Annotated in this window: 22 protein-coding genes; 9 read left to right on the plus strand and 13 right to left on the minus strand. The window is 56.9% G+C overall.

What is annotated here, in order from left to right; translation table 11 throughout:
• Positions 1–46 precede the first annotated feature (46 nt).
• The 5 genes from DHN10_RS07130 to DHN10_RS07150 all read left to right on the plus strand — a co-directional run bounded on the left by DHN10_RS07130 (position 47) and on the right by DHN10_RS07150 (position 4,242).
• On the plus strand, positions 47–292 hold the full coding sequence (locus DHN10_RS07130) for a hypothetical protein (RefSeq protein ID WP_108814586.1): 246 nt from the start codon (positions 47–49) through the stop codon (positions 290–292).
• 119 nt (positions 293–411) lie between these two features.
• Positions 412–1,158 carry an alpha/beta hydrolase gene (locus tag DHN10_RS07135; RefSeq protein WP_108815119.1) on the plus strand — a complete coding sequence of 249 codons (747 nt, stop codon included), beginning with the start codon at positions 412–414 and terminating at the stop codon, positions 1,156–1,158.
• A 90-nt stretch (positions 1,159–1,248) separates the two neighbouring features.
• Positions 1,249–2,586, plus strand: coding sequence for an MFS transporter (locus tag DHN10_RS07140; protein ID WP_108814587.1), 1,338 nt, complete (start codon positions 1,249–1,251; stop codon positions 2,584–2,586).
• Positions 2,579–3,445 carry an alpha/beta hydrolase gene (locus DHN10_RS07145; protein ID WP_159086947.1) on the plus strand — a complete coding sequence of 289 codons (867 nt, stop codon included), beginning with the start codon at positions 2,579–2,581 and terminating at the stop codon, positions 3,443–3,445. The genes DHN10_RS07140 and DHN10_RS07145 overlap by 8 nt, the downstream gene beginning before the upstream one ends.
• An 80-nt stretch (positions 3,446–3,525) precedes the next feature.
• Complete coding sequence (locus tag DHN10_RS07150) at positions 3,526–4,242, plus strand: alpha/beta fold hydrolase (protein ID WP_108814589.1); 717 nt, start codon at positions 3,526–3,528, stop codon at positions 4,240–4,242.
• An 8-nt stretch (positions 4,243–4,250) separates the two neighbouring features.
• Here the strand turns inward: DHN10_RS07150 and phaZ are convergent, their stop codons facing one another.
• Entirely contained in the window at positions 4,251–5,522 is a 1,272-nt protein-coding gene (gene phaZ, locus DHN10_RS07155; RefSeq protein WP_108815120.1) for a polyhydroxyalkanoate depolymerase, read from the minus strand.
• A 66-nt stretch (positions 5,523–5,588) separates the two neighbouring features.
• Here phaZ and DHN10_RS07160 point away from each other — a divergent pair, with 66 nt between their 5' ends.
• From DHN10_RS07160 to phaR, 3 genes are all read left to right on the plus strand, one after another.
• Complete coding sequence (locus tag DHN10_RS07160) at positions 5,589–7,385, plus strand: PHA/PHB synthase family protein (protein ID WP_108814590.1); 1,797 nt, start codon at positions 5,589–5,591, stop codon at positions 7,383–7,385.
• Between the two features lie 161 nt (positions 7,386–7,546).
• Positions 7,547–7,996: a phasin family protein gene (locus DHN10_RS07165; protein WP_108814591.1), complete on the plus strand. Its 450-nt coding sequence runs from the start codon at positions 7,547–7,549 to the stop codon at positions 7,994–7,996.
• Between the two features lie 154 nt (positions 7,997–8,150).
• On the plus strand, positions 8,151–8,693 hold the full coding sequence (gene phaR, locus DHN10_RS07170) for a polyhydroxyalkanoate synthesis repressor PhaR (RefSeq protein WP_108814592.1): 543 nt from the start codon (positions 8,151–8,153) through the stop codon (positions 8,691–8,693).
• Positions 8,694–8,884: 191 nt separating this feature from the next.
• Here phaR and DHN10_RS07175 read toward each other — a convergent pair whose 3' ends face one another.
• The 8 genes from DHN10_RS07175 to DHN10_RS07210 all read right to left on the minus strand — a co-directional run bounded on the left by DHN10_RS07175 (position 8,885) and on the right by DHN10_RS07210 (position 18,972).
• On the minus strand, positions 8,885–10,288 hold the full coding sequence (locus DHN10_RS07175; RefSeq protein ID WP_159086948.1) for a type IV pili methyl-accepting chemotaxis transducer N-terminal domain-containing protein: 1,404 nt from the start codon (positions 10,286–10,288) through the stop codon (positions 8,885–8,887).
• A 311-nt stretch (positions 10,289–10,599) separates the two neighbouring features.
• Positions 10,600–12,198: a phosphate ABC transporter substrate-binding/OmpA family protein gene (locus tag DHN10_RS07180; protein WP_108814594.1), complete on the minus strand. Its 1,599-nt coding sequence runs from the start codon at positions 12,196–12,198 to the stop codon at positions 10,600–10,602.
• Positions 12,199–12,578: 380 nt separating this feature from the next.
• Positions 12,579–13,886, minus strand: a complete 1,308-nt coding sequence (locus DHN10_RS07185; protein WP_108814595.1) for an NAD(P)/FAD-dependent oxidoreductase — start codon at positions 13,884–13,886, stop codon at positions 12,579–12,581.
• Positions 13,886–15,238, minus strand: coding sequence for a glutamine synthetase family protein (locus tag DHN10_RS07190; RefSeq protein WP_108814596.1), 1,353 nt, complete (start codon positions 15,236–15,238; stop codon positions 13,886–13,888). Before DHN10_RS07190 ends, DHN10_RS07185 begins: the two co-directional genes overlap by 1 nt.
• Positions 15,235–15,918, minus strand: a complete 684-nt coding sequence (locus DHN10_RS07195) for a type 1 glutamine amidotransferase (RefSeq protein WP_108814597.1) — start codon at positions 15,916–15,918, stop codon at positions 15,235–15,237. Before DHN10_RS07195 ends, DHN10_RS07190 begins: the two co-directional genes overlap by 4 nt.
• 38 nt (positions 15,919–15,956) lie before the next feature.
• On the minus strand, positions 15,957–17,288 hold the full coding sequence (locus DHN10_RS07200; RefSeq protein ID WP_108814598.1) for a glutamine synthetase family protein: 1,332 nt from the start codon (positions 17,286–17,288) through the stop codon (positions 15,957–15,959).
• A complete protein-coding gene (locus DHN10_RS07205) occupies positions 17,285–18,091 on the minus strand; it encodes an ABC transporter permease (protein WP_108814599.1) in 807 nt (268 codons plus the stop codon). Before DHN10_RS07205 ends, DHN10_RS07200 begins: the two co-directional genes overlap by 4 nt.
• On the minus strand, positions 18,088–18,972 hold the full coding sequence (locus DHN10_RS07210; RefSeq protein WP_108814600.1) for an ABC transporter permease: 885 nt from the start codon (positions 18,970–18,972) through the stop codon (positions 18,088–18,090). The genes DHN10_RS07205 and DHN10_RS07210 overlap by 4 nt, the downstream gene beginning before the upstream one ends.
• A gap of 117 nt (positions 18,973–19,089) precedes the next feature.
• Between DHN10_RS07210 and DHN10_RS07215 the strand changes: the two genes are divergently transcribed.
• Positions 19,090–20,163: an NAD(P)/FAD-dependent oxidoreductase gene (locus tag DHN10_RS07215; protein ID WP_108814601.1), complete on the plus strand. Its 1,074-nt coding sequence runs from the start codon at positions 19,090–19,092 to the stop codon at positions 20,161–20,163.
• A gap of 55 nt (positions 20,164–20,218) precedes the next feature.
• On the opposite strand, the gene DHN10_RS07220 is transcribed toward DHN10_RS07215, so the two are convergent.
• From DHN10_RS07220 to DHN10_RS07235, 4 genes are all read right to left on the minus strand, one after another.
• On the minus strand, positions 20,219–20,941 hold the full coding sequence (locus DHN10_RS07220; RefSeq protein ID WP_108814602.1) for a transporter substrate-binding domain-containing protein: 723 nt from the start codon (positions 20,939–20,941) through the stop codon (positions 20,219–20,221).
• A gap of 23 nt (positions 20,942–20,964) precedes the next feature.
• A complete protein-coding gene (locus DHN10_RS07225) occupies positions 20,965–21,738 on the minus strand; it encodes an ABC transporter ATP-binding protein (protein WP_108814603.1) in 774 nt (257 codons plus the stop codon).
• A gap of 81 nt (positions 21,739–21,819) precedes the next feature.
• Positions 21,820–22,572 (minus strand): phosphate/phosphite/phosphonate ABC transporter substrate-binding protein, encoded by a 753-nt coding sequence (locus DHN10_RS07230; RefSeq protein WP_108814604.1) that lies wholly within the window; start codon positions 22,570–22,572, stop codon positions 21,820–21,822.
• Positions 22,569–23,006 carry a TerB family tellurite resistance protein gene (locus DHN10_RS07235; protein WP_108814605.1) on the minus strand — a complete coding sequence of 146 codons (438 nt, stop codon included), beginning with the start codon at positions 23,004–23,006 and terminating at the stop codon, positions 22,569–22,571. Before DHN10_RS07235 ends, DHN10_RS07230 begins: the two co-directional genes overlap by 4 nt.
• Between the last annotated feature and the right edge of the window lie 2 nt (positions 23,007–23,008).

The raw sequence follows: 23,008 nt of genomic DNA on the forward strand, positions 1-23,008 counted from the left end.
ATACGACATCAACACCGGGCGCCGACCAACATCTAGGGGATGACAGATGCCAAGCTACAATCGAAAGTTCGACCTGAATATCAGAGACGTCGAGTTGATCGAAGAAGCATTGCGCGCACGCGGCCGGGAATTGTCGAGCATGCGTTTGGCGTTGTCTGGCGATAACCCCGCCCATCTGGAATCGATCCGGGTGATCGAGCGCGATCAACGCAAAAACGAGGAATTGCTGGGTCGGATGCATGATCAAAAGATATTTTATCGCCCCAAGAAGGCGGTTTACGTCAGCGGCTAAGCCGATTTTCAAGAACACCTGAAATGCACGCAGCGCCAGATCGCCGCGTGCATTTTTCTTTGGCACGGCGCGTGACAAAAACCTTGCGGCTCTTGGGGCGTTATGATGCTGTCGCTTCCATGGAAACCACACCTTCATTTGTCTCACCGCAGGGCCGGCGCCTTGCCTATCACCTTACCGATGGAACGGGTCCAGCGATCGTATTTCTGGGCGGTTTCAAATCCGATATGGGCGGCACAAAGGCTGTCCATCTTGAGCAATGGGCGCGCGAGGCCGGTCGGGCATTCTTGCGGTTTGACTATTCCGGCCACGGTGAGAGCAGCGAAGACTTCACCGACGGCGCGATTGGCGACTGGTTCGAGGATGCCTGTGCCGCTATCGGATTGCTAGCAGGTCAGGTCGTTCTGGTTGGGTCCAGCATGGGCGGTTGGATTTCCTTACTGGTCGCGCGTGAGATGCCAGAGCGGGTGGCAGGGATGGTCACAATCGCTGCTGCCCCGGATTTTACCGAAGATAGCATGTGGGGCGGTTTCACATACGCCCAGAAAGAAGAACTGATGGCCGGGCAGGTGGCGCTGCCCTCGGACTATGGTGAGCCCTACATCATCACCCGCCGCCTGATTGAGGAAGGACGCAACCGCTTGGTGCTGCGCGATCCGCTGCCTCTCTCGTTTCCTGTCAGGTCGCTGCAAGGCACGGCAGACGCCGACGTTGATATGTCGGTGGCCTTGCGCCTGCTTGATCACGCCGACAGTCCCGATATGCGTCTAACGCTGGTGGATGGAGCCGATCACAGGTTCTCGGATGATACATGCCTCGATCTTATTGTGTCTTCTGTCAAAGAGGTTTTGGAGCGCGTGGGTTAGCACCCACCCTACAGGTTGACGCTACGTTCTGCTTTGGGACGTGGCCACGCTCTGGCTAACCTGCGCAAAACCCTGGGGAGGGACCACATCATGGCATTGTCACTGGGACAAAAGGCGGGCTGGGGACTGGCCGATATGGGCATCGTCGTCTTTGTCATCGTCAAGCAATTGCTGATCCTGACTTATCTTACCGCCTTTCTGGGAGTGCCTGTGGGGATTGCGGGGTTTGTCACCACTGCGGTGCTGATCTTTGACATGATCACCGACCCGTTGATCGGCTACCTGAGTGACCGCACACAAAGCCGCTGGGGGCGGCGTGCGCCTTGGATGTTTGTTGGTGTTGTCGTAATGGCAGCAGGCATGGTGGGTATGTTCGCAACCCCGGCAGGGCTGGCCATGACCGGTAACCTGACCTGGGTTGTGGGGTTCTTTGTGTTGGCCACGGTGGGATTTACGATGGTGGCGATCCCATATGGCGCCCAATCGGGTGAGATCACGCAAGACCCCAAGGAACGTTCGGCCATGACGGGGTTTCGCATGGCATTTGCGAGCATTGGTATTCTGATCGGAGGGGCGCTGATCCCCGGTTTGGCCGGGTCAATCGGATACGCGAGTGCGGCCTTGGCCGTCACGCCGTTGATGGTGGGTGCGGTGTGGCTGTCGCTTTGGGCGACGCGCAAGGCCCCGCGTATTGAACAGGCGGCAACGGTCGATCTGTCGGGGATGTTTGGATTGGTCTTCTCCAACAAAGCCTTTGTCGTGTTGGTGCTGCTTTATGGGGTGATGACCCTTGCGATTGCGATGATCACCGCAGGTTTGCCCTTTGCGGCGCTCTATCTGATCGTCGATAGCGGGGATACCGCCCTATCAGGGGCGGCGGCCGCGCTGGGCACACTCAGCCTAATGTTTGCGGCCTTTGTGGTGGGCTCAATCCTCAGTCAGGCCGTCTGGGTGCTCTTGTCCCACCGATTGGGCAAACCGCAGGCGCTGGTCGTTGGATTGGTGCTTTATGTGGTGTTGCTCTATGCGCTTTATACCATGTTGCCATCGGTGAATGTGACGGCCATCGCTGGGATGTTTGTGCTCGCGGGCATGACAAACGGGGCCTATCAGCAGATCCCCTGGGCGATTTATCCAGACCTGATGGATGTCACGCGGCGCGAAACAGGTGCGGCGATTGAAGGGGCATTCTCGGCGATCTGGCTGTTTGGCCAAAAGTTGGCCAATGCTGTGGCCCCCGCGGTGCTGGGCGTGACGCTCGCCGCGGCGGGTTGGCAAGAGGCAACCGAAGGTGTTGTGCCTCAATCGGATGAAGCGCTCGCGACATTGCAGATGTCGATCACCTTGTTTCCGGCAGGCATTCTGGTGGTGGCGATCCTGGGCCTGTGGTTGATTTACCGGCCCATGGCGGCGCGTGCCCTTGCTTGATCTGCTAACAATAGAGGCCGATCTGGCCCGCGCAGAGGCGCAGGTTTCCGCCTTGCGCCCCGGTTGCGAGAAACGGATATCTTGGGCTGGAGAGCCTGCGACGAAGACGGCTGTGTCTTTGCTTTACATTCATGGCTTCTCTGCGACGGGCGAGGAACTGCGCCCGTTGCCTGATCTGGTGGCCGAAGGACTGGGTGCGAACCTGCATTTCACGCGCCTGTCAGGGCATGGGCAGGACGGGCCCGCCATGGGGCGCGCCACGTTTCAAGAATGGACGCGCGACGTTGCAGAGGCGATTGCCGTCGCACAGACCATCGGTGATGAAGTGATCATCATGGGGTGTTCAACGGGCTGTACGCTGGCGACGTTGACATTGGCAGGTGGTGCACCGGTGAAGGCGATGGTCCATGTCTCGCCCAATTTCGGATTGCGGCACAGGGCCGTGCAATTCCTGTTGGACTTGCCGGGATCGCGCCATTGGGCAAAATATGTGGCTGGGCGCGAACGGAACTTTCCAGTGCTTAATGAGGCCCATGCGAAATACTGGACCGTGACGTATCCGACCAAGGCCGTGCATGTCATGGCAGATGCGGTGCGTGCGGCCCGACGCGCTGACCTTTCGCAGGTCACAACGCCTGCACTGTTTTGCTTCAACGCAGATGATCAGGTGGTTCACCCTGACCAGATACGCACCACTATGGTGCGTTGGGGCGGGCCTGTGGATGAGATCAACTTGATCCAGACCCCCGATGACGATGAGATGGGCCATGTCATGGCGGGCAATGTGTTTTCACCCGGCCAAACCTTGCCACTGGCCCGGCGAATTTTAGCTTGGGTGCATAGTTTGCCAGCCAGTTGAGGGGCTTGCGCGAACGCACTTCGCGCGTCACACTCTGACAAAAGCCGCAAAAGGTGAGCAGTAGTTAGGGCAAAAGCGCCATGTCGCGTGATCCGTTGGTCTTCATTCCGCCGATGCTGAGTGATGCGCGTGTATTCGCGCATCAGATGCAAGACCTGTCGCGTGATCATGCCGTGATGATTGCCCCGCCCACCTGTGGTGAACGGATGGAAGAGATCGCAAGCCAGATCTTGTCATGGACCCCGTCGAAATTTGCGCTTGTTGGCATGGGGCTTGGCGGCATGGTCGCGATGGAACTGCTGCGCCGCGCACCCGAACGGATCGCGCGGGTGGCCCTGATCAGCACCAGCCCGCAGGCCGACACCCCCGAAAACGCCGCCGCACGCGAGCCGCATATGATCGCGGCCAAGGCAGGCCGTTGGGAAGATGTGCTACAGCACGAGATAAATTCCACTTGGATGGCCCCCGGCACCGACAAGGTTGAACTAGTCAGGTTGCTGACGGATATGGGTCACGTCATCGGGCGCGATGTTTACCTCAAGCAGGCCCGCGCGATGCAGCGCCGCAAGGATCAGCAAGCAACGCTCAGCAAAACGCAAGCCCCAACAGCTGTGATCTGTGGGCGGCATGATGGGCAGTATCACCTTAAGCGGCACGAATTTTTGGCCGAGCTGATCCCGGATGCAAAGTTAGAAATCATCGAAGGGGCGGGGTATCTGCCCACGTTGGAAGCGCCGGAGGCGACGACAGATGCGCTGCGCCGCTGGCTCAAACTGCCGTTGATGTTGCGCCAGTAACGCGCGGATTATTTGAGCTTTACAACCTTGGACGGCTTACGCTTAGCCGCGCCAGAGTTCGCATCAATGAAATCCAAAACCAAAGGCCGGATATTGTTGCGCCAGCTGCGCCCGGCAAAGATACCATAGTGCCCGGCACCCGATTCCAGATGCGCGGCCTTCTTGTCGTCGGGCAACCCGGTTAGCAGGTCAAGTGCCGCAAGGCATTGGCCGGGGGCAGAGATGTCATCATCTTCGCCTTCGACAATTTTCACGGCCACTGTCGTGACTTTGCCCATGTCGACCTCGTGACCTGCGACCACAAATTTGTTCTGTGCGATCTCACGGCCCTTAAATATCCGTTCGACCGTGGACAGGTAGAATTCGGCGGTCATGTCCATCACAGCAAGGTATTCGTCATAAAAGGCGTTGTGGCGATCATGCTCTGACGCTTCGCCTTTGGCCACGCGGATGATCTCATCACGGAAGGAATTGGTGTGGGTTTCGGCGTTCATGGAAATGAACGATGCCAGTTGCAGCAGACCTGGATACACCATGCGGCCGACGCCATCATATTTGAAACCGACCCGCTGGATCATGGTTTCTTCCAACTGCCCCATGGTGACAGAACGACCAAAGTCGGTCACCTCGGTGTGGTTTGCCTCTGGATCAACCGGCCCGCCGATCAGTGTCAGCGTACGTGGCTGTGCATCTGGTTCCAATTCAGCCAGATATGCCGTCGCGGCAAGCGCCAGCGGCACCGGCTGGCACACAGCGATGACGTGGATATCCGGGCCAAGCGCCTTCATGAAATCCATCAGGTAGAGAGTGTAATCTTCGATATCGAACTTGCCGGCGCTGACTGGAATGTCGCGGGCGTTGTGCCAGTCAGTGACAAAAACGTCGGCGTCTGGCAGCAGGCTGATCACGGTTTTGCGCAAGAGCGTCGCGTAGTGGCCCGACATCGGGGCCACCAAAAGGATTTGCCGGGAGCGGTCGGGGCGGTTGCCTACGCGAAAACGGATCAGATCGCCAAAGGGGCGCTCTACGACGGTTTCGGTGGTGACAACCATATCGGTGCCGTCAAGATTGGTCTGAATCGGAATGTTCCAGTCGGGTTTCGCCACCATGCGGGCAAAAGTACGCTCTGTCACTTCGCCCCAGGCCTTGAGCCAGTCCATCGCCGGGTTGGCGCCCCATGACATCACCGGATAGGATGCATAGGCGCGCGCCGTGGCCCCCAACCATTGATTGGTGTTGCGCATGCTTTCCATCACGTCATAGGTCATCATATACTTCATGGTACGGGTCTCCGATGGGCGGCGCAGGGAATGCTGCAAGTGCAGCATACGCATAGGAAGGTTGAGATGACAACAAACGATTTGGAGTCCGACAGCACTGAAACCCCTAGTGTTGCAAAGCTGGAAGCAAACCTTGCCCGCGTTGAGGAATTGACCCAGCGTTTGTTGAAAGTCATGGGGCAGGGGCGTCACATCGGCCCGTCACTGCAAGGGCCCAGCCAAGAGCTCTACATGAAGGCTGCCACCGCCTATATGACTGAAATGATGCACAATCCTGCCAAGCTGATCGAGCATCAACTGGAATTCTGGGGTAAATCCGTCAAACATTACGTCGAGGCGCAGCATCTTTTGGCCCAAGGTAAGCTTGAGCCGCCAACAGATGAAACGCCCAAGGATCGGCGGTTCGCCCACGAGATGTGGGAAACAGACCCCTATTTCAACTTTATCAAGCAGCAATACCTCATGAATGCCTCTGCGGTGCAGCAAGCGGTCGAGGATATCGACACGCTCGATTCTGAGGAAAAGAAGCGGCTGCGCTATTTCAGCCAGCAGTTGGTCGATATGATCAGCCCCACCAACTTTTTGCCCACCAATCCCGAGGCCTTGGCGCTTGCCGCCGAGACCGAAGGCGAAAGCCTTGTGGCAGGGCTAGAGAACATGATCGCTGATCTTGAAGCCAACAATGGTGATCTTGTTGTGACCTTGGCTGATAAGAAGGCCTTTAACCTGGGTGAAAATCTTGCCACGACCCCCGGTTCGGTCGTTTTTCGCAACCATATGTTTGAGTTGATCCAGTATGCGCCAACCACGCAGAAGGTTTATGAAACCCCGCTGATCATCTTCCCGCCGTGGATCAACAAATTCTATATTCTAGACCTCAAGCCGCAGAACAGCCTGATCAAATGGGCGGTAGAGCAGGGGTATACCGTCTTTGTCGTCTCTTGGGTGAACCCCGATGCAGGTTACCGCGATACGTCGATGACCAATTACGTCGAAGACGGCTATCTCACCGCCATCAAAGAGGTGAAGGCAATCTGCGACGTCAAAAAGGTCAATGCGGTGGGCTATTGCATCGCGGGCACGACCTTGTCGATGACATTGGCGCTGATGAAAAAGCGCAAAGATACATCGGTGAATTCTGCCACATTATTCACGACGCTGACTGATTTCTCGGACCGGGGCGAGGTTGGGGTGTTTCTGGACGACGATTTCGTTGATGGCATCGAACAGGAAGTGCAAGAGAACGGTGTGCTCGACTCGTTCTTCATGTCGCGCACCTTTTCTTATCTGCGTTCCAATGATCTGATCTATGGCCCCGCGATCAAAAGCTACATGATGGGCAAGGCACCCCCGGCCTTTGACCTGCTTTATTGGAACGGGGATGGGACGAACCTGCCAGCACGCATGTCTGTCGAATACCTTCGGGGGCTATGTCAGGACGATCTTTTTGCGACTACAGGGTTTGAGATTGCCGGTGAGACCGTGCAGATCAAAGATGTGACTGTGCCGCTTTGCGCGATTGCCTGCGAGACCGATCACATCGCCGCATGGAAAAGCAGCTATGCTGGTGTGACGCAGATGGGATCGAAGGATAAGACGTTTATCTTGTCCGAAAGCGGGCATATCGCGGGGATCGTGAATCCACCCAGCAAAAACAAATATGGCCACTATACCAACCCGGAACTGGGGCTGGAGGCGGATGATTGGCAAGATTCAGCAGACCGGCATGAAGGGTCATGGTGGCCGCGGTGGGATGCCTGGTTGTCTAAAAAATCGGGCAAAAAAGTCACAGCAAGAGAACCCGGAGACGCCAAACACCCCGTTTTGGCACCCGCACCGGGGACCTATGTTTCCGCTAAGTAAGCGGTTTTCCTGAATTATTCGCGATTGCAGAAAAAATCTATGCTGCACCGCAGAAAAAAACCTTGAAATGCTGCAGTGCAGCACGCATATTGGTGTCAGAACAGAAAAGCAGGCTAACCGCTTGCACCGCAAATTCACTGATACCGGAAAGGTTGATCAAAATGGCTACTAAGACACAAGACTTCACCGCGATCTTCAAAGAAATGACAGGCGCGTTCCCAGTCGACACCAAAGCAATGGAAGAGCAGTTCAAGAACCAGACTGCCCTGGCCGAAAAAATGTCCGCAGTTGCAATCGACGCTGCTGGCAAATCTGCTGAACTGTCCGCAAAATGGACACAGGACACACTTGCTAAAGTAGAAGCAATGTCCAAAGCAAAGGCAGAGCCTGCTGACTATGCAAAAGCAATGACAGACTTCGCATCTGCATCCGCTGAATCCGCTGCAGCGCACATGTCTGCTTTCGCTGAAATCGCGAAAAAAGTTCAGACACAAACAATGGAACTGGTCATGGCCGCTGGCAAAGACCTGTCCGAAGACATCAACGCTGCTGCTAAGAAAGCAACAAGCGAAGTGACAGCTGCTGCCAAAAAGGCAACTGCCGCGAAGTAAGCGACATATAAATCGCCCTAACCTCCCGAAGGGTTCGATTTAACAAAGGCGGTCCGCGCAAGCGGGTCGCCTTTTGTTTTTACCAATTCTCTTTCTTTTTTAGCAGACGCGGCATAGGCTTCTCTGCACCGCAACATGTCTTGGAGGGACGCCCGTGGCCGATACGAACAAACCGCTGCTGATCAAGCGTTACGCGAGCCGGCGTCTTTATAATACAGAGACCAGTGACTACGTCACATTGGAAGACATTGCTATCTTCATCCGCGAAGGGCGCGAAGTGCAGATTGTGGACCTGAAATCAGGTGATGATCTGACCCGCCAGTATCTGTTGCAGATCATTGCAGAGCACGAAAGCCGCGGCGAAAATGTGTTGCCGGTTGATGTGCTTACCGATCTGGTCCGCAGCTATACCAGTCAGGCCGCATCCGTCGTGCCAGAGTTCCTGCAGGCCAGCTTTGAGATGCTCCGCGAGGGGCAATCCAAAGCGATGGAGAACATGGGCAAAGCCAACCCGATGGCAAGCATGCCCGGATTTGAGGCCATGCGCGCCCAGCAGCAAGCGTTCTTTAAGGCGATGACCGGTGGGATGATGGGAGACAATGCAAGCTCTGACGATCCTAAGGGCGCTGACGACCTTGGCGAGATCAAGGATCAGCTTGCGGCCCTACAAGAAAAACTCTCGAAGATGGGCAAGTAGGGGCCGGTAAACCTACACTCTTGCATCTTAACTGACATCACATCGCTTTCTTGGCGGTGGGGCATGGCCAACGTTGTTGGCCTCTCAAACGAAATGCGCCCGAGGTGTTGGGCGTTATCTTCCCAACCACTCAGGCGCATAGGTTCGATATGAACCGCGGGCAAGCTGTTGCTCGCCCGCGTTGCGTAACATTACATCAGGTTCTGGACGTTGATACCAAAGGTCACAGCGCCGATCGTTTCACCGGTTTCCGGGTCCTTGATCGAAAGTGATGCCTGCGATTGATAGAACCCGGTGCTGTCGTCAAATTCGACTTCGCTGATGTGCAGCGCATCCGGTCCGACAGGATAGGTCTGTTGCCATTTGGATTCGTCACCCTGCCAGTAGTCAGATGTCTCGACACTTTGCGCGACGTTCAGGCCTTTGTTGTCCATCACAAAGACTTCGGTCACAAAACCGGCAGTCTCTATCTGCTGCGTCAAAAGCCAATTCGATACCGGACCTTCCAGCAGCTGCGAAATCAATGGACCACCGCCTTCACCGGCCTCTGCTCGCCATTGTTGGTCAAGGGCGATGATTTCATCTTCTGTCAGGTCGGCATGGCGCACGTTCTGCGCCTTGATCGCTTCGATCAATGCAGGGTTATCAAGCCAACCTGTCAGTTCTTCACGCGAATAGGCTTCCAGCGGAATGCGATAGACACCGTCCTGACCCGGAGTTGCGATCAGATAAAGCGTGATGGTGTTGTTCATCGCGACTGACAACTCTTGCGAGAGGTCGGTTGCTGCGATCACATCAGCTTCGGTTGGTACGACACCAGCCAAGGCAGAGTCGAACATACCGCGGTTAGCAACCCACAACTCATACGTGGCAGCGAGGCTGTTGGCGACCGCTTCGTTTGGTGGAGGATTGATGCCCACCGCAGGGAAGCCATCGCGCAATGCGATCAGTGAACGCTCGAACAGATCAACCGTGGTTGCCAGTTCTTCCAGCGTCTCGCCACCAGAAGTGCCAGAGGCCAGTTCACAGGTTGCACGGGCCATACGATACCCCAACGCGCGCTGGCGCACGGCAAAGTTCAGCACCGTCGCGTCACTTTGAAGCAACTGCTGTGGGTCCGCATACTGTCCCGAAATCACCGCCGCCAGTTGAACCGTTTGTTCAAACAGATCGGCATAGGACTGCCGGATCGTCTGGGCGTCGGCACTGTTGCCACCGTTCAGCAGATTTTCCGCGGCGACATCCATGGGTGCCCAGCTTGCGGAGGTCTGCTGGATGGTGTTCAGCGTGCGCATACGTCTTTCTTCGCCAGGCATCCCGAGGATGGCACTGCCGTTTTCCAGACCGTCCAGAATACGCGTGAAATCATCTTGGTAGGTCGCGAGGTGACTTTCGGCCGCGTCGACATTGAAGTTTGCACCAATTTGACAGCTGGCCGAGGCGACGGCTTCACTCAGCGACCGCAGGCTGGCAGAGCGGTTCACGCGTGCCTTGGCACCGTCATAGAGTGCGTCGCTAAACTGCTGTGCATCGGCGGATGTTGCAGTCAGGGTCAGTGCGGCAGGGGCCAATCCCAATGCGGCACAGCATGTCATGCTTTTGAGGAGTTGCGCCGTCAGAGAACCAGTCTTCCTTTGGCGGAACGAATTGGAAGGTCTTGTTTGCATTGCTTTTTCCGTTTTCTGGGCCCGAACGTCAGGTCACCGCAGGGGGGGTGCGTGGACAGTCTGAGTGGGCAAACCAAGTTGATGTGGGGCTTGAGAGTGCCGGACAACCGGTGAAGGCTGCTATTGTTGCCGCGGGTAAAGAAACAGGGAGAACTCGTTACTTATCAGGGCTTTGCCGGCGTCGTAGGGCGGTTGGTTCAGCGATGCGCGCAGTCTGGGTGCGCATCGCTGAGGACCGCTTAACTCTCGATCGTGGTGGAGATCCACACTTCGACCCGACGGTTGATGGAACGACCGCGATCAGAGACGTTGCAGGCGGATGGCGCAACTTCACCATAGCCAGCAGTTTCCAGTTCGACGTTGTTCAACTGGCTGCCAGCAGCCTCGATGATCAGGTCGCGGACTGCGCTTGCACGCTCGTTTGCCAGACGACGGTTCGCTTCGAATGCACCCACGTCATCGGTGAAACCAACGAAGGTTACTTTCGTGCCAGCAGGGACGTCCTGCAAGTACTCAACCAGACGGGCCATATCGAGGCGACCACGTTCGTCGATCCGCGAAGAACCGGTGCGGAAGCGGAATGTGGTCGACAGACGGTCGTTGCTGTCCATCTCACCCAGCATTTCCTGCATCACTTCGCCTTCGAAACCCGCGTCATAACGCGCTGCTTCTTCTGTCAAAGAGACCCGGCGCGTGTCGCTGGCGTCTTGGCCCCGACGTAGGATGCTTAGATCGATAAAGCCTGATTTCCCGATCACACCGTCCGCCTCTGGCGAGACAGCAAAGTCAAGAAACGCCTGGCTGCTGGCATCAAGGTTGTCGGAGCGGTTGTAGAGATACATCCGGCGGTTCAGCGTGTATTCTTCGGTTTTTGCCGAGAACGCATCAGGTATCGTAGCGATGCCGCATTCATTGACCAGTGTCATCGGCTTGGTACCACGCTGGAACGCATAACCTAGGTAACCGATTGCGTTGCGGTCGTTGTAGATGACGTTGGACAGGTCTTGATCATCCGCCGAGATACCCTGCGGCAGGAAGTCGGGCCGTTCTTCGCCATAAAGATAGGTCATGAAGAAGTCATAGCTGGCAGAGTCTGTGGGACGCGTGATGACGTTGATGTCGCGATCCGGTCCGCCCAGTTCTGACCAGTTTGTCAGCTGACCGGCAAATATGCGGCCCAACTGGTCTTTGGTCAGTTCCTGAACAGGATTGGATGGGTGGGTCACCACAACCATGCTGTCAACCGCAAGGATACGTTCCTGATTGGGGCTGACCATGCTGCCAGCACCATCTGCGCGCAATGCGCGGGCTTCGTCTTGGGTGATGCGGCGCGATGACATGCCGATCTGTGCGCTGCGGCCAAGCAATGACTGGAAGGCGTCATCATCAGAGGTTGCAGACACAAGGTAGGCGCCGATTTCGTCACCAAAACCACCATCGTCGATCAATGTTGCTAGCGTCTCACCCGCGGATGCGTTGGTGATCTCTGCGTCGGCATCCAGCGATGCGGCAAAGCCTGTCATCAAGAGAGGCATCATACCCTGGCCGATGGCCTCGGAACCGACAATTGTGACGTCAGCAGAGATATCATCAAAGGAAGGACATGCGGCACCTTCGCAAATCATGCTGCTTGCGGCGATGCGCAGATCACCCAGTGCGGTACGGATCACATATGTGTCGTCCTTCAGCTCGATGAATTCGCCCGACACGTTGATTGTGCCGTCTGTCGATTTCAATGTTACTTCTGCCGCAGTACCAGCAGTCGGGAGCAGCATACCGGTCGCCAAAGCGATGGCTGCGGCAGATGTCTTAAGGTGTTTGTTGAGATTGAACGTCAAAGTCTTCTCTCCTATCTAAATTGCCAAGGTTGGATGGACCCGTTGCCGAAGACCAAAAAATAAACAGCCAGAAGTAATAACTCTTTAAGACTGCTCTAAATCACAACTGGAAACAAAGCGGTTAATTTGGTGCAATTTGTGTCCAAATATTGTTTCTTTCAAAAGAATTTCTTGGCAGAGTTTTGTGCGTTGGTTTCGGCTGCCCGACGCGGCCAGACGAGCGTAACACGCGGAGTTCGAATAATTTTTCGTTGATCTTGGTTAACGAAATTCTGCGCGAATACCTAGGTTTGATGATTCAACCCCACATTGTCGCCCCGATTTCGGGGGGGCGTTATGATGATGCGGCCCAGTTGTTGCCTTAATGCGCAGAGTCTTGCCTATAGCCCCAGCCGATCCCGCATCGCGTACCATGTCATGGCAAGTCGCAGAATTGGCGCGCGCAATGCCGGCCCGCCGGGAAAACTGGGTACTTTCAGCATTGATAATGTGTCAAACCTGCCGGCTTGCCCGGCGATGGCCTCTGCCATGACTTTCCCAGTGAGCCCTGACAAAGCCACACCGTGCCCGGAAAAACCCGATGCCGAAACGACATTTGGTGCGATCCGTTGCACGGCGGGCAGACGGGTTGTCGTAATTCCCAACGTGCCGCCCCAAGCATAATCTATCGTCGTCCCGTCAAGTTGCGGGAACATTGCAATCATCCGTTCATGCAGCAGGGTTCCAATGTCCTTGGGGAATGCGATCTCGTAACTGGGCCGCCCCCCAAAAAGCAGGCGCTTGTCTTCGGACATGCGGTAGTAGTTAAGGACGAACTTGCTGTCACTGACGGCGATATCCCGGGCGAGCACCTTTGCGGCCAGATCACCCAAGGGTCCCGTGGCTGCGATGAAGCTATTCACCGGCAGAATCTTAGCCGTCACCTTGCGTTCGATATTCGGCAGATAGCCATTGCCAGCGAGGATCACGTGATTGGCCTTAACACGGCCTTTGTCTGTGCGGATCTCTGCGGGGTCGCCATGGGCGATATGATGAACTTCGGCACGTTCAAATATCCGCGCACCTGCGCGTTCAGCAAGCTGGGCAATACCAAGGACAAGCCGCAGCGGATGGATATGACCCGCACCCATGTCAATATGACCACCATGATAGTCGTCGGTCTGGATCACGTCACGGATGGCGTTCCGGTCAAGCGTACTGATCTTGTCATAGCTATATGTCTCTTGCAGATAGGCCGCGTCGCGGTGCATGTCGGCAACCTCGCCGGGGCGGGTTGCAGCCTCGGCCAGGCCGGGGCGATAGTTGGCCTCTGGCACTTCGGCAAGGCAGAGCTTGCGAATGTCGTCCTTGGCCTCTTCGGTCAGATCCCAAAGGCGGGCGGCATGATCGGCCCCGTATTTGGCGGCCAAGGCCCGTTGCGGCATGTTATAGCCGCTACAAACCTGACCGCCATTGCGCCCAGATGCGCCAAACCCCACGCGATGGGCATCAAGCACCACAACCTCCAGCCCCTTTGCGGCCAGATGCCTTGCCGCAGATAGCCCCGTAAAGCCAGCGCCAACGATACAGACATCAGCGGTGGTATGGCCATAAAGCGGGGGACGTTCCGGTGGGACGTCAGTGCTGGCTACATACCAGCTTTTGGGCAGTTGCCCTGGCCGGTCGTTGCGGTACAGCGGGCTTGCCATCAGACGTTCAGAAGAAGGTGCTCACGCTCCCACGGGCTGATCACTTGCAGGAACTCGGTATATTCGGCGCGTTTGACGATAGAAAAGACGCGGGCGAAATCAGGGCCGAGGACCTTATGCAGATCTTTCGCCTCATCAAAGAGGTCAAGTGCGGTCCAAAGCGATTCAGCTATGGCCGCTTCTGAGTCCTGCGCTTCGCCGCGCCAGCGCTTGTCCGGACGGATTTCATTCTTCATTCCCAGATAACCACAGGCCAAGGACGCGGCGATACACAGGTAAGGGTTGCAATCCATACCCGGCAGCCGGTTCTCGATCCGCCGCGCTGCGGGGTCAGAGATTGGGATGCGAATGCCTGTCGTCCGATTATCACGGCCCCATTCAAGGTTCACCGGTGCCGCCTCATCGGGCACATAGCGGCGGTAGCTGTTCACATAAGGTGCAATCAACGCGATGGCGCTTGGCATGTATTCCTGCAAACCGCCGATAAAGTGGAAGAATGCATTGGTTTCGCCACCCTCTGGACCGGTAAAGATATTATGCCCATCGGCATCAACAACCGAATGGTGAACATGCATGGCCGACCCCGGTTCGCCCTCAATCGGTTTGGCCATGAAAGTGGCGAAGCAATCGTGCTTCAACGTGGCCTCGCGGATCAGCCGTTTGAAGAAAAAGACCTCATCGGCCAGTTTGATCGGATCGCCATGGCGCAGGTTGATCTCTAGCTGGCCCGCGCCGCCTTCCTGCGTGATGCCGTCAATTTCGAACCCTTGAATTTCAGCGTATTCGTAAATGTCATCAATCACCGGGCCATAGTCATCCACAGCGGTCATGGAATAGGCCTGCCGCCCTGCCGCAGGACGGCCGGTGCGCCCCATCATCGGCGCAATGGGTTTGGCAGGGTCGGTGTTGCGGGCCACCAGATAGAACTCCATCTCGGGGGCGATGATGGGGCTCCAGCCTTCTTTGGCATAAAGATCGCAAACGCGGCGCAGCACGTTGCGGGGGGCAAAGGCAATCGGGTTGCCCTTTTGATCAAAGGCGTCATGGATCACCTGCAAGGTGCCATCATGTGCCCAAGGGGCTGCCGTTGCCGTGGACAGATCAGGTTTGAGGATCATATCGGGTTCAAGAAACCCGTCAGGCCCCGCTGCTTCACCCCAGCCACCGGTGATGGTCTGAAAGTAGATCGAGTTCGGCAGATGGAACTGCTGTTGTTTTTCCCATTTTGCCGCAGGGACGGCCTTGCCGCGCGCGATGCCGGGCAGGTCGGCGACGACGCATTCGACCTCATCCAGACGATTGGCGGCAAGATAGGTTTGTGCCGCTTCGGGGATTTTTTTCATCCAGCTCATGCCAGTGTTCTTTCTTTGAAGAATTGTGCGATCTGTTGGGCGATGCGGGGGTTGTCCACGGGTTTGTCGAGGTTGGCACTTGCAGCGGCCACTTGATCATCCGGGATAGACCCTTTGACGCGGTACTTGATCAATCCGTCAATATACTGCGCGCCATATTCCGGATGTGGCTGGGTGGTAAAGACGCGGTTGCCATAAACCAGCGCCGCATTCTCGCAGAATTCATTGCTTGCATGCACCGTCGCATCTACCGGACGCTCAACAACCTGATCCTGATGCCAGGCATTCAGTGCAAGCGTTTCTCCGTTCCAATCATATTGGGTGCGGCCGACGGCCCACCCTGCCTTGAATTTTTCGACCTTGCCGCCCAAGGCCTGCGCAATGATCTGGTGGCCAAAGCAAATCCCGACCAGAGGGATATTGGCCGCATAGACATCGCGGATAAAGGCCTCAAGTGGTGCGATGAACGGCAGATCGTCGTAGGCCCCATGTTTGGAGCCGGTGATAATCCAGCCGTCACAGTCATTGATCGAGGTTGGGAACTCCATATCGACCACGCCAAATGTCGTGAATTCAAAGCCGTTGCCATCCAGCATCCGCTCAAAATGGACATCGATGTCGCCCGTCACAGGCTTAAGGAGCTTATGGGCGTGGCCTGATTGCAGGATACCGATCTTCATGGCGGTCTCATTCTTTGATGGATGGTCTGGGTGCAAGTTTACACTAGATCAAGGTAGTGGTCGATTTGTTCTTCCGGCGTCATCTCGGCGAAATGCGCCATCTCTTGGCGTTTGGTGCGGATCAGATTGTCGACCAGTTGCGGATCAAAAATGCGGCGGGCAAGCGCGCTGGACTCAAACGCATTGATTGCGTCGTCCCATTTGCTGGGCACCTGCGGCAGTTTCTGATCATAGGCGTTGCCGGTGATCGGGGCGGGCGGGGTCATGCCGTCTTCAATCCCTATCAAGGCAGAGCCAAGGACAGCAGCAAGGAAAAGGTAGGGGTTCACATCACCCCCTGCAAGGCGGTGCTCAATCCGGCGCGCGGCAAAACTGCCACCGGGCACACGCACAGTGGCCGTGCGATTGTCATGTGCCCAACAGATATTTGTCGGCGCATGCGCCCCCGGTACCAGCCGTTCATAACTGTTACCATGCGGGGCAAAGATCAGCGCCAGATCAGGGATGCCTGCAAGACACCCTGCAATGGCGTTTTGCAGCAGCGGCGTGCCGTCAAAGGTATCATTGGCAAAGGCGTTGTTTCCAGCGGCATCCAGAACCGAAAAATGCGTGTGCAGCCCGTTACCTGCATAGTCCTCATAGGGTTTAGCCATAAAGCTGGCCGCCATCCCGTGATTGCGCGCCAACCCGCGCACCAGCATCTTGAAGAGCCAGGCATCATCGGCAGCCTTCAGCGCGTCTGGCACGTGCTCCAGATTCACCTCGAACTGGCCTTCACCACCTTCCGAGATCGCGGCCTCTGCGGGGATATCCATCGCGTCACATGCATCGTAGAGGTCGTTAAAGAACGCATCAAATGCGTCCAGCGCGCGCAGTGACAGGATTTCAGCGCCTGCGCGGCGTTTGCCCGACCGTGGTGATTTGGGTTGGCGGATTTCGCGGCCAGAGTCATCAACCAGATAGAACTCCATCTCGGTAGCGGCCACCGGTGTCAAACCGCGCGCCTTATAGCGTTCCAACACCCGCGCAAGCGCATGCCGGGGATCGCCAGAGAAAGGCGTGCCATCGTCAAGAAAGGACCAGAGCGGCAGTAGAGCCGTAGGCGAGCTGAGCCAGGGCATCGGGACATAGCCACGCTCGGTTGGCAACAACAGACCGTCGGCGTCTCCGGTCTCAAAAACCAGCGGGCTGTCGTCGATATCTTCGCCCCAGATGTCGAGGTTCAGCACCGACAGCGGAAAGCGGGTGCCATCCTTTTCCAACTTCTCTGCAAAGCGGCGCGGCATACGCTTTCCGCGCGCCTGACCGTTAAGGTCAGCGGCACCACACCGCAGGTTACGTATCTCGGGATGATCGTCGAGCCAGCTCATCTGATGATCTGCGGCCGTACTCTGATGGGCTTGCGCCGTTCCTGCGGAAGATGGCGGTTAAGGCGGGCGTTGACCAGTCCAAAGACGCTGATCACGATCAATGTCAGGATGATGAAATACCCCGCAAGGATGGGGTAAGGCACAAACGGGTTGAACGTCTTATCCGCGAAATAGTTGGCATAATAAAGCGCGTCGCCGCGCTGTTGCGTGGCCGGAAAACCAGAGAAAAAGACCAGCGTTGTCGCGTGAAACAGAAAGATCGCCTCGTTAGTATAGGCTGGCCACGCGAGCCGAAGCATCGTCGGCCAGATCACCCGGCGAAAGCGCGACCATCCGGACAGGCCATAGGCATCGGCGGCTTCAGTGTCACCCTTTGGGATGGATTGCAGCGCGCCGTAGAAAATTTCACCGGAGTAGGCGGCAGTGTTCAGGAACAGCACGACCAAAGCCCCGGCCCACGCGGATGTCAGCGGACTGAAGAACGGATAGGCGCCCTTGAGGCTGAGAAAGACGAAATAGGCAAAGAAAAACTGGATGAAGAGCGGTGAGCCGCGGAAAATGAAGATGAACCATTCTGACGGCTTACGCAGCAACGGATTGCTTACCGCTTTGCCCATCGCCACAGCCGTGGCAAGAAAGAACCCCGAGAGGAGTGCCACAACACCAAAGTAGATATTCCAGATCATGCCAGAGCCGATCAACGTGAACTGCTGGCACAGCGTGAAATCCGTGCGCGGCAGCAGCCGTTCACCAATGCCTTGGCTGCGCAATGCGTAATCTGCGATGGTGTCCCAACAACTCATGCCGCCGCCTTCCGCTGGGCTTCGCCAGCCGCTGTCGCTTGGCCGTGGGTCAGCTTGGCCATGATCCGGTCAAGCACAACCTCGGATACTTTTGTGAAGCACAGGTAGAAGATCAACAGCGCTGCGAAGTACCACATCCGCCAGTCTGGGTGCGGGTACTCGGTGAACTGCGGCTGCTTGGCACCGCCCAATTCGCGCGCCCAATAGACGATATCTTCGACGCCCAACAGGAACAGTAGCGGTGTCGCCTTGATCAGGACCATCCAAAGGTTTGATAGGCCGGGCAGGGCATAGACCCACATTTGTGGCACCAGAACGCGCCAGAATGTCTGTCCACGGCTCATCCCATAGGCCTCTGCCGTTTCCAGCTGGCCCTTTGGCACGGCACGCATTGCCCCGAAAAGGACGTTGGCGGCGAAGGCCCCAAACACGATTGCAAAAGTCAGCACGGCCAGCATGAACCCATAGGTTTCATGCATCCATTGCGGGGAATTTCCTAAGGGCAGCTTGGCCGCCGTGCAGACGATGAAGTCATTGCCCTGCCGCACCGGTTCTTCCCAATCAGGGCATTTGATCCGGTGGCGGATGTATTCAAACGCCTGATCCAATGCGATCACGAAGAACAAAAAGAAAGCGATATCGGGGATGCCGCGCACTACGGCAATATAGGTTTTGCCGACCCAACGCAGGGGGGCAATCTGGCTGCGCGCAGCAGAGGCACCAACAAAACCAAAGGCCAATGCCGTCGGCGCCGTAATCGCCAATAGCAACAACACCGTCACCACGGCATAATACATCGACATATGTTTGACGGTGGTCAGGTAGCAACTAAGCCATTTCGCGCCTTCAAGGCTTGCCGGATCGGTACAGAAGCTGAACATCAATTGCCTTTTGCGCACTTGAGAATATCCGTCCAACAAATGCGCTTGCGTGTCAACGTATAGTCTCCAATATTGCCAGGTCGTTTTCATGTTGTGGCAATTGAGGAGCGACTGAACATGACGCAGTCTGTCGTAATTGTCGGGGCGGGCATTATCGGTGCCGCCACAGCGCTGCAACTTGCAAAGACCGGTCATTCTGTCCGGGTGATCAGTGCTGGGGTGCCCGATGCCACCCATGCGGCCTTTGGCTGGGTCAACGCCAGCTTTTTCATCGACGATGATCATCATCATCTGCGGGCTGCGGGAATTGCTGCGTGGCACCGGCTTGCAGCGGCCGTGCCTGTCAGTGTCACTTGGCCGGGCTGCTTGTGCTGGGACGTGGATGTTGAAGCGACATTCGCCAAGCTCCGCGCCTTTGACTACCCGGTTAAGGTGCTATCGCAGTCGCAGATTGCAGCACTTGAGCCGTCACTGCGGACCTGCCCGAAACAGGCGTTGTTCTTTCCCAATGAAGGGGCCGCGCATTCGCCCGATCTGTCGCAACAACTTTTGACGGCGGCGCAGGCGCTGGGCGTACAACTGATCAATAACGTCACTGTTAGCGGGATCGCGATGCAGGGTGACCGCGCGGTGGGGGTTGAGACCGCCACCGGGGTGATCAGCGCAGATCAGGTGATCGTCGCGGCAGGCACCGGCAGTTCCCGGCTGGCCCAAAGCATGGGCGCCACTGTCCCACTGGTGTCGCGCCCGGCCTATATCATGCGGACTACGCCCCTGCCGCCGATGCTTGATCATATCCTTGCCACCCCGGAGGGTGAGATCAGGCAGGAACCCTCTGGGCAGTTGTTGATGCCGATGGCTGTTGGACATCAGGGCGATCGTTCAGAGATGCTGACCCAATCGCCGGTCGCGGCAGCTGATGATGCCATGTTGCGGTTACGAGGGCTGATAAACGGGTTGGATGAGGTGCAATGGGCAGAGACCTTGCGGGCCGAACGCCCCGTGCCAGCGGATGACCTTCCGATTGTAGGCGCGCTTGCCGAGGGGCTTTATGTGGCGGTGCTGCATTCGGGGATTACGCTGGGGCCTGTCGTCGCCGAGCTGATCGCAACCGACATTGCAGGCATGCTGAGCAATGCAGAAAGCGCGATGTTGGCACCGTACCGCCCTGGCCGTTTTATCGAGAGTTGAACAAAAAAAGGGCCGCCCCATTGGGACGGCCCTGTCTTTGATAGGTTTTGGCACCTTAGAAAGCTGCGCCAACACCCCATTTTTCGATCAGTACGTTCAGCGAACCATCTGCTTTCATCGAAGCAATCGCTGCCGACAGCGCATCGCGCAGCTCGCCGTCGCTTTCACGCACGCCAAGACCAACACCGCCGCCGATCAGCTCTTCTTGCTCCAGCAGCATCACTTCGCCGTCTGCGTCTGCAATCGGCTGAAGGAAGGATTTGTCGGCCAGAACCGCGTCTGCTTCACCGGCTTTGACAGCTGCAACTGTTTCGTCAGGTGTTGCGAATTCAAGCAGTGTCGCACCAGTATTGGCAACAAATGCGGCCTGAATTGTGCCCGTTTGGGCCGCAACAACACCACCGGCGAGGTCCACATCAGCGGACAATGCCAGGTATGCGGATGGATCAGGCTGTGTGTAGGCCTCAGAGAAATCGATGACTTCGTCACGCTCATCCGTGATGGACATACCAGCGATGATCACATCGTAGTTGCCAGAGACGAGGTTGGGGATAATGCTGTCCCACTCGTTTGTGACCCACTCGCAGGTCAGCTCTGCACGGGCGCAAAGCTCGTCACCGACTTCGCGCTCAAAGCCGTCGACTTCGCCGTCGTCGTTGAGGAAGTTATATGGAGGGTAAGCACCTTCGGTGCCCAGACGCACGACGGAATGACCATCGGCAAATGTCATGGAACCTGCAACAGCGAGCGCTGCCGTGGTGAGGACTAGGTTTTTCATCAGTTTTCTCCCGAGTTGATGATTTATGAAACCGTCGCGGACAGGAAGCCCTGCAAGCGCTCGGTCTTTGGTTTGCCGAAGAGATCGGCAGGCTTGCCTTCCTCTTCGATTTTGCCTTGGTGCAGAAAGACGACATGATCGCTGACATCAGCGGCCAGTCGCATATCGTGGGTGACGATAATCATGGTGCGCCCTTCGGCGGCCAGATCCTTGATCACTTTCACAACTTCCTGCTCAAGTTCGGGGTCCAGGGCGCTTGTCGGCTCATCAAAGAGCAGCGCCTTGGGTTCCATGCACAGGGCGCGCGCGATGGCGGCCCGTTGTTGTTGCCCACCCGAAAGCTGGGCTGGGTAGACATCGCATTTGTCCCCAATGCCCACTTTGGCAAGGTATTTGCGGGCGGCGGCTTCGACCTCGGCCTTGTCACGTTTCAGCACCGTTACTGGCGCTTCCATGACGTTCTGCAGGATGGTCATATGCGCCCAGAGGTTAAACTGCTGAAACACCATCGACAGGTTTGTACGGATGCGGATCATCTGCGCATGATCGCCGGGGTGGCGGTGCGCGCCGGTCCCTTTCCAGCTCACTGGTTCGCCGCAAAAGAGCACATCACCTTGCTGGCTGTCTTCCAACAGATTGGCACAACGCAAGAGCGTCGACTTACCCGACCCAGAGGAGCCGATCAAAGACACCACATGCCCGGCAGGGGCCACGATATCAACGCCCTTGAGCACCTCAAGGTCGCCGTAGGCTTTGTGTAGGTCACGAATTTCAATAACGGGGGCAGCGTCGGTCACTTGGGCCACTTTTCTTGTTTCGCGCAGAGTAGTGCCGATTCTTGAGTTATTTGCAACGGTCAGACTTGGGTTAACCCTACGTCAACTGCGGATTGCCTCTGCTGGCGGGGGCAAGGGCAGCGCATAGGCGCTTGGCGGCAGTGCGACGAGCCCTTCTAGGTGCAAAACTGCCCGGTCTTGAGAGGGGAGCGCCGTGATTGCTTGCGCGGTCGCAGCAAAGAGCGCGTCAACAGGGCCCGATTTAGAAGTAATATAGGGCAACCCCGGTGTCGGAGACGTGCTGTGCAGGATTTTAAGGCCCCCGGTTTCACCTGCCGCATCCAGATGCTGCCATGTCACCGCATCAATCGTTGCGAAATCGGCGTCGCCCTGGCGCACCGCAATGGCGGACAAACGATGCCCGCCGGTGCAAAGACGCGGTCCTTGCAGGACCTCTGGTGCCTCCAACGCCAACGCGGCCCACCCCGATTGCGACATCGCATCATTGTAGGCAAAGCGGGCCGTCTTGAACGCGGAAAGTGCCACGCGCGGATCGTCATCGCGTGCAATCACATGGCTGCAATAATACCCTGGTGGACATCCTGCGACGCCATAGTCCGGGGTGCCAATCAGCGAAACGTCGTCCTTGAGAACCGCCCGAAACGGAAACCCGCAGGTTTGCGAAAAGATCAGTTTCGGGTTGCGCCAATGCGCCAGCAGATCCGTTGGTGGCGCGGTAAGCGCATCGGGCGCATCTACGCCCTGCTTGTGCAACCCATCGCGGATCAACCCCCAGAACCGTGCATCAGCCCCGGCGGTGTGCGGGGTCGCATACATCGGCAGGCTGGCAATCATCCAGCGCTGACCTTGAGCCTTGCGCGGTGGCTGTCCTGATCGGATATCCCAAGCAGCGATGCGGTCATGCGCATCATACTGTCTTCTTCATCATCGCGCTGACCATCGGCCATGACGACGGCCCACAGGGTTTCGATTACAGACAGTCGGTGTTCATAGCTGACCGCATCCTTAATCGCGCGGGTAAAGCGGACGGTATCGGGGGCCTCGGCCTCCAGCGCTTCGCATTCTGCGCGCAGGCTCGCGGCATCTGCCGCTGACAAGTCATAGCGCTTCATCAAGGACTGATCGATCTGTGCGATTTCAACGGCGGCATAGTCACCATCGGAACGGGCAATGCGTACCAGCAAGGCCCCAAGGGCCAGGCGTGCGTCAGGATCAGGTAGGGATTGTGGTTCGGGGGCGGTCAAACGCCGGAGCAGATCATTAAACATAA

The organism is Loktanella sp. Alg231-35 (assembly GCF_900143545.1).
Lineage (GTDB): Bacteria > Pseudomonadota > Alphaproteobacteria > Rhodobacterales > Rhodobacteraceae > Yoonia.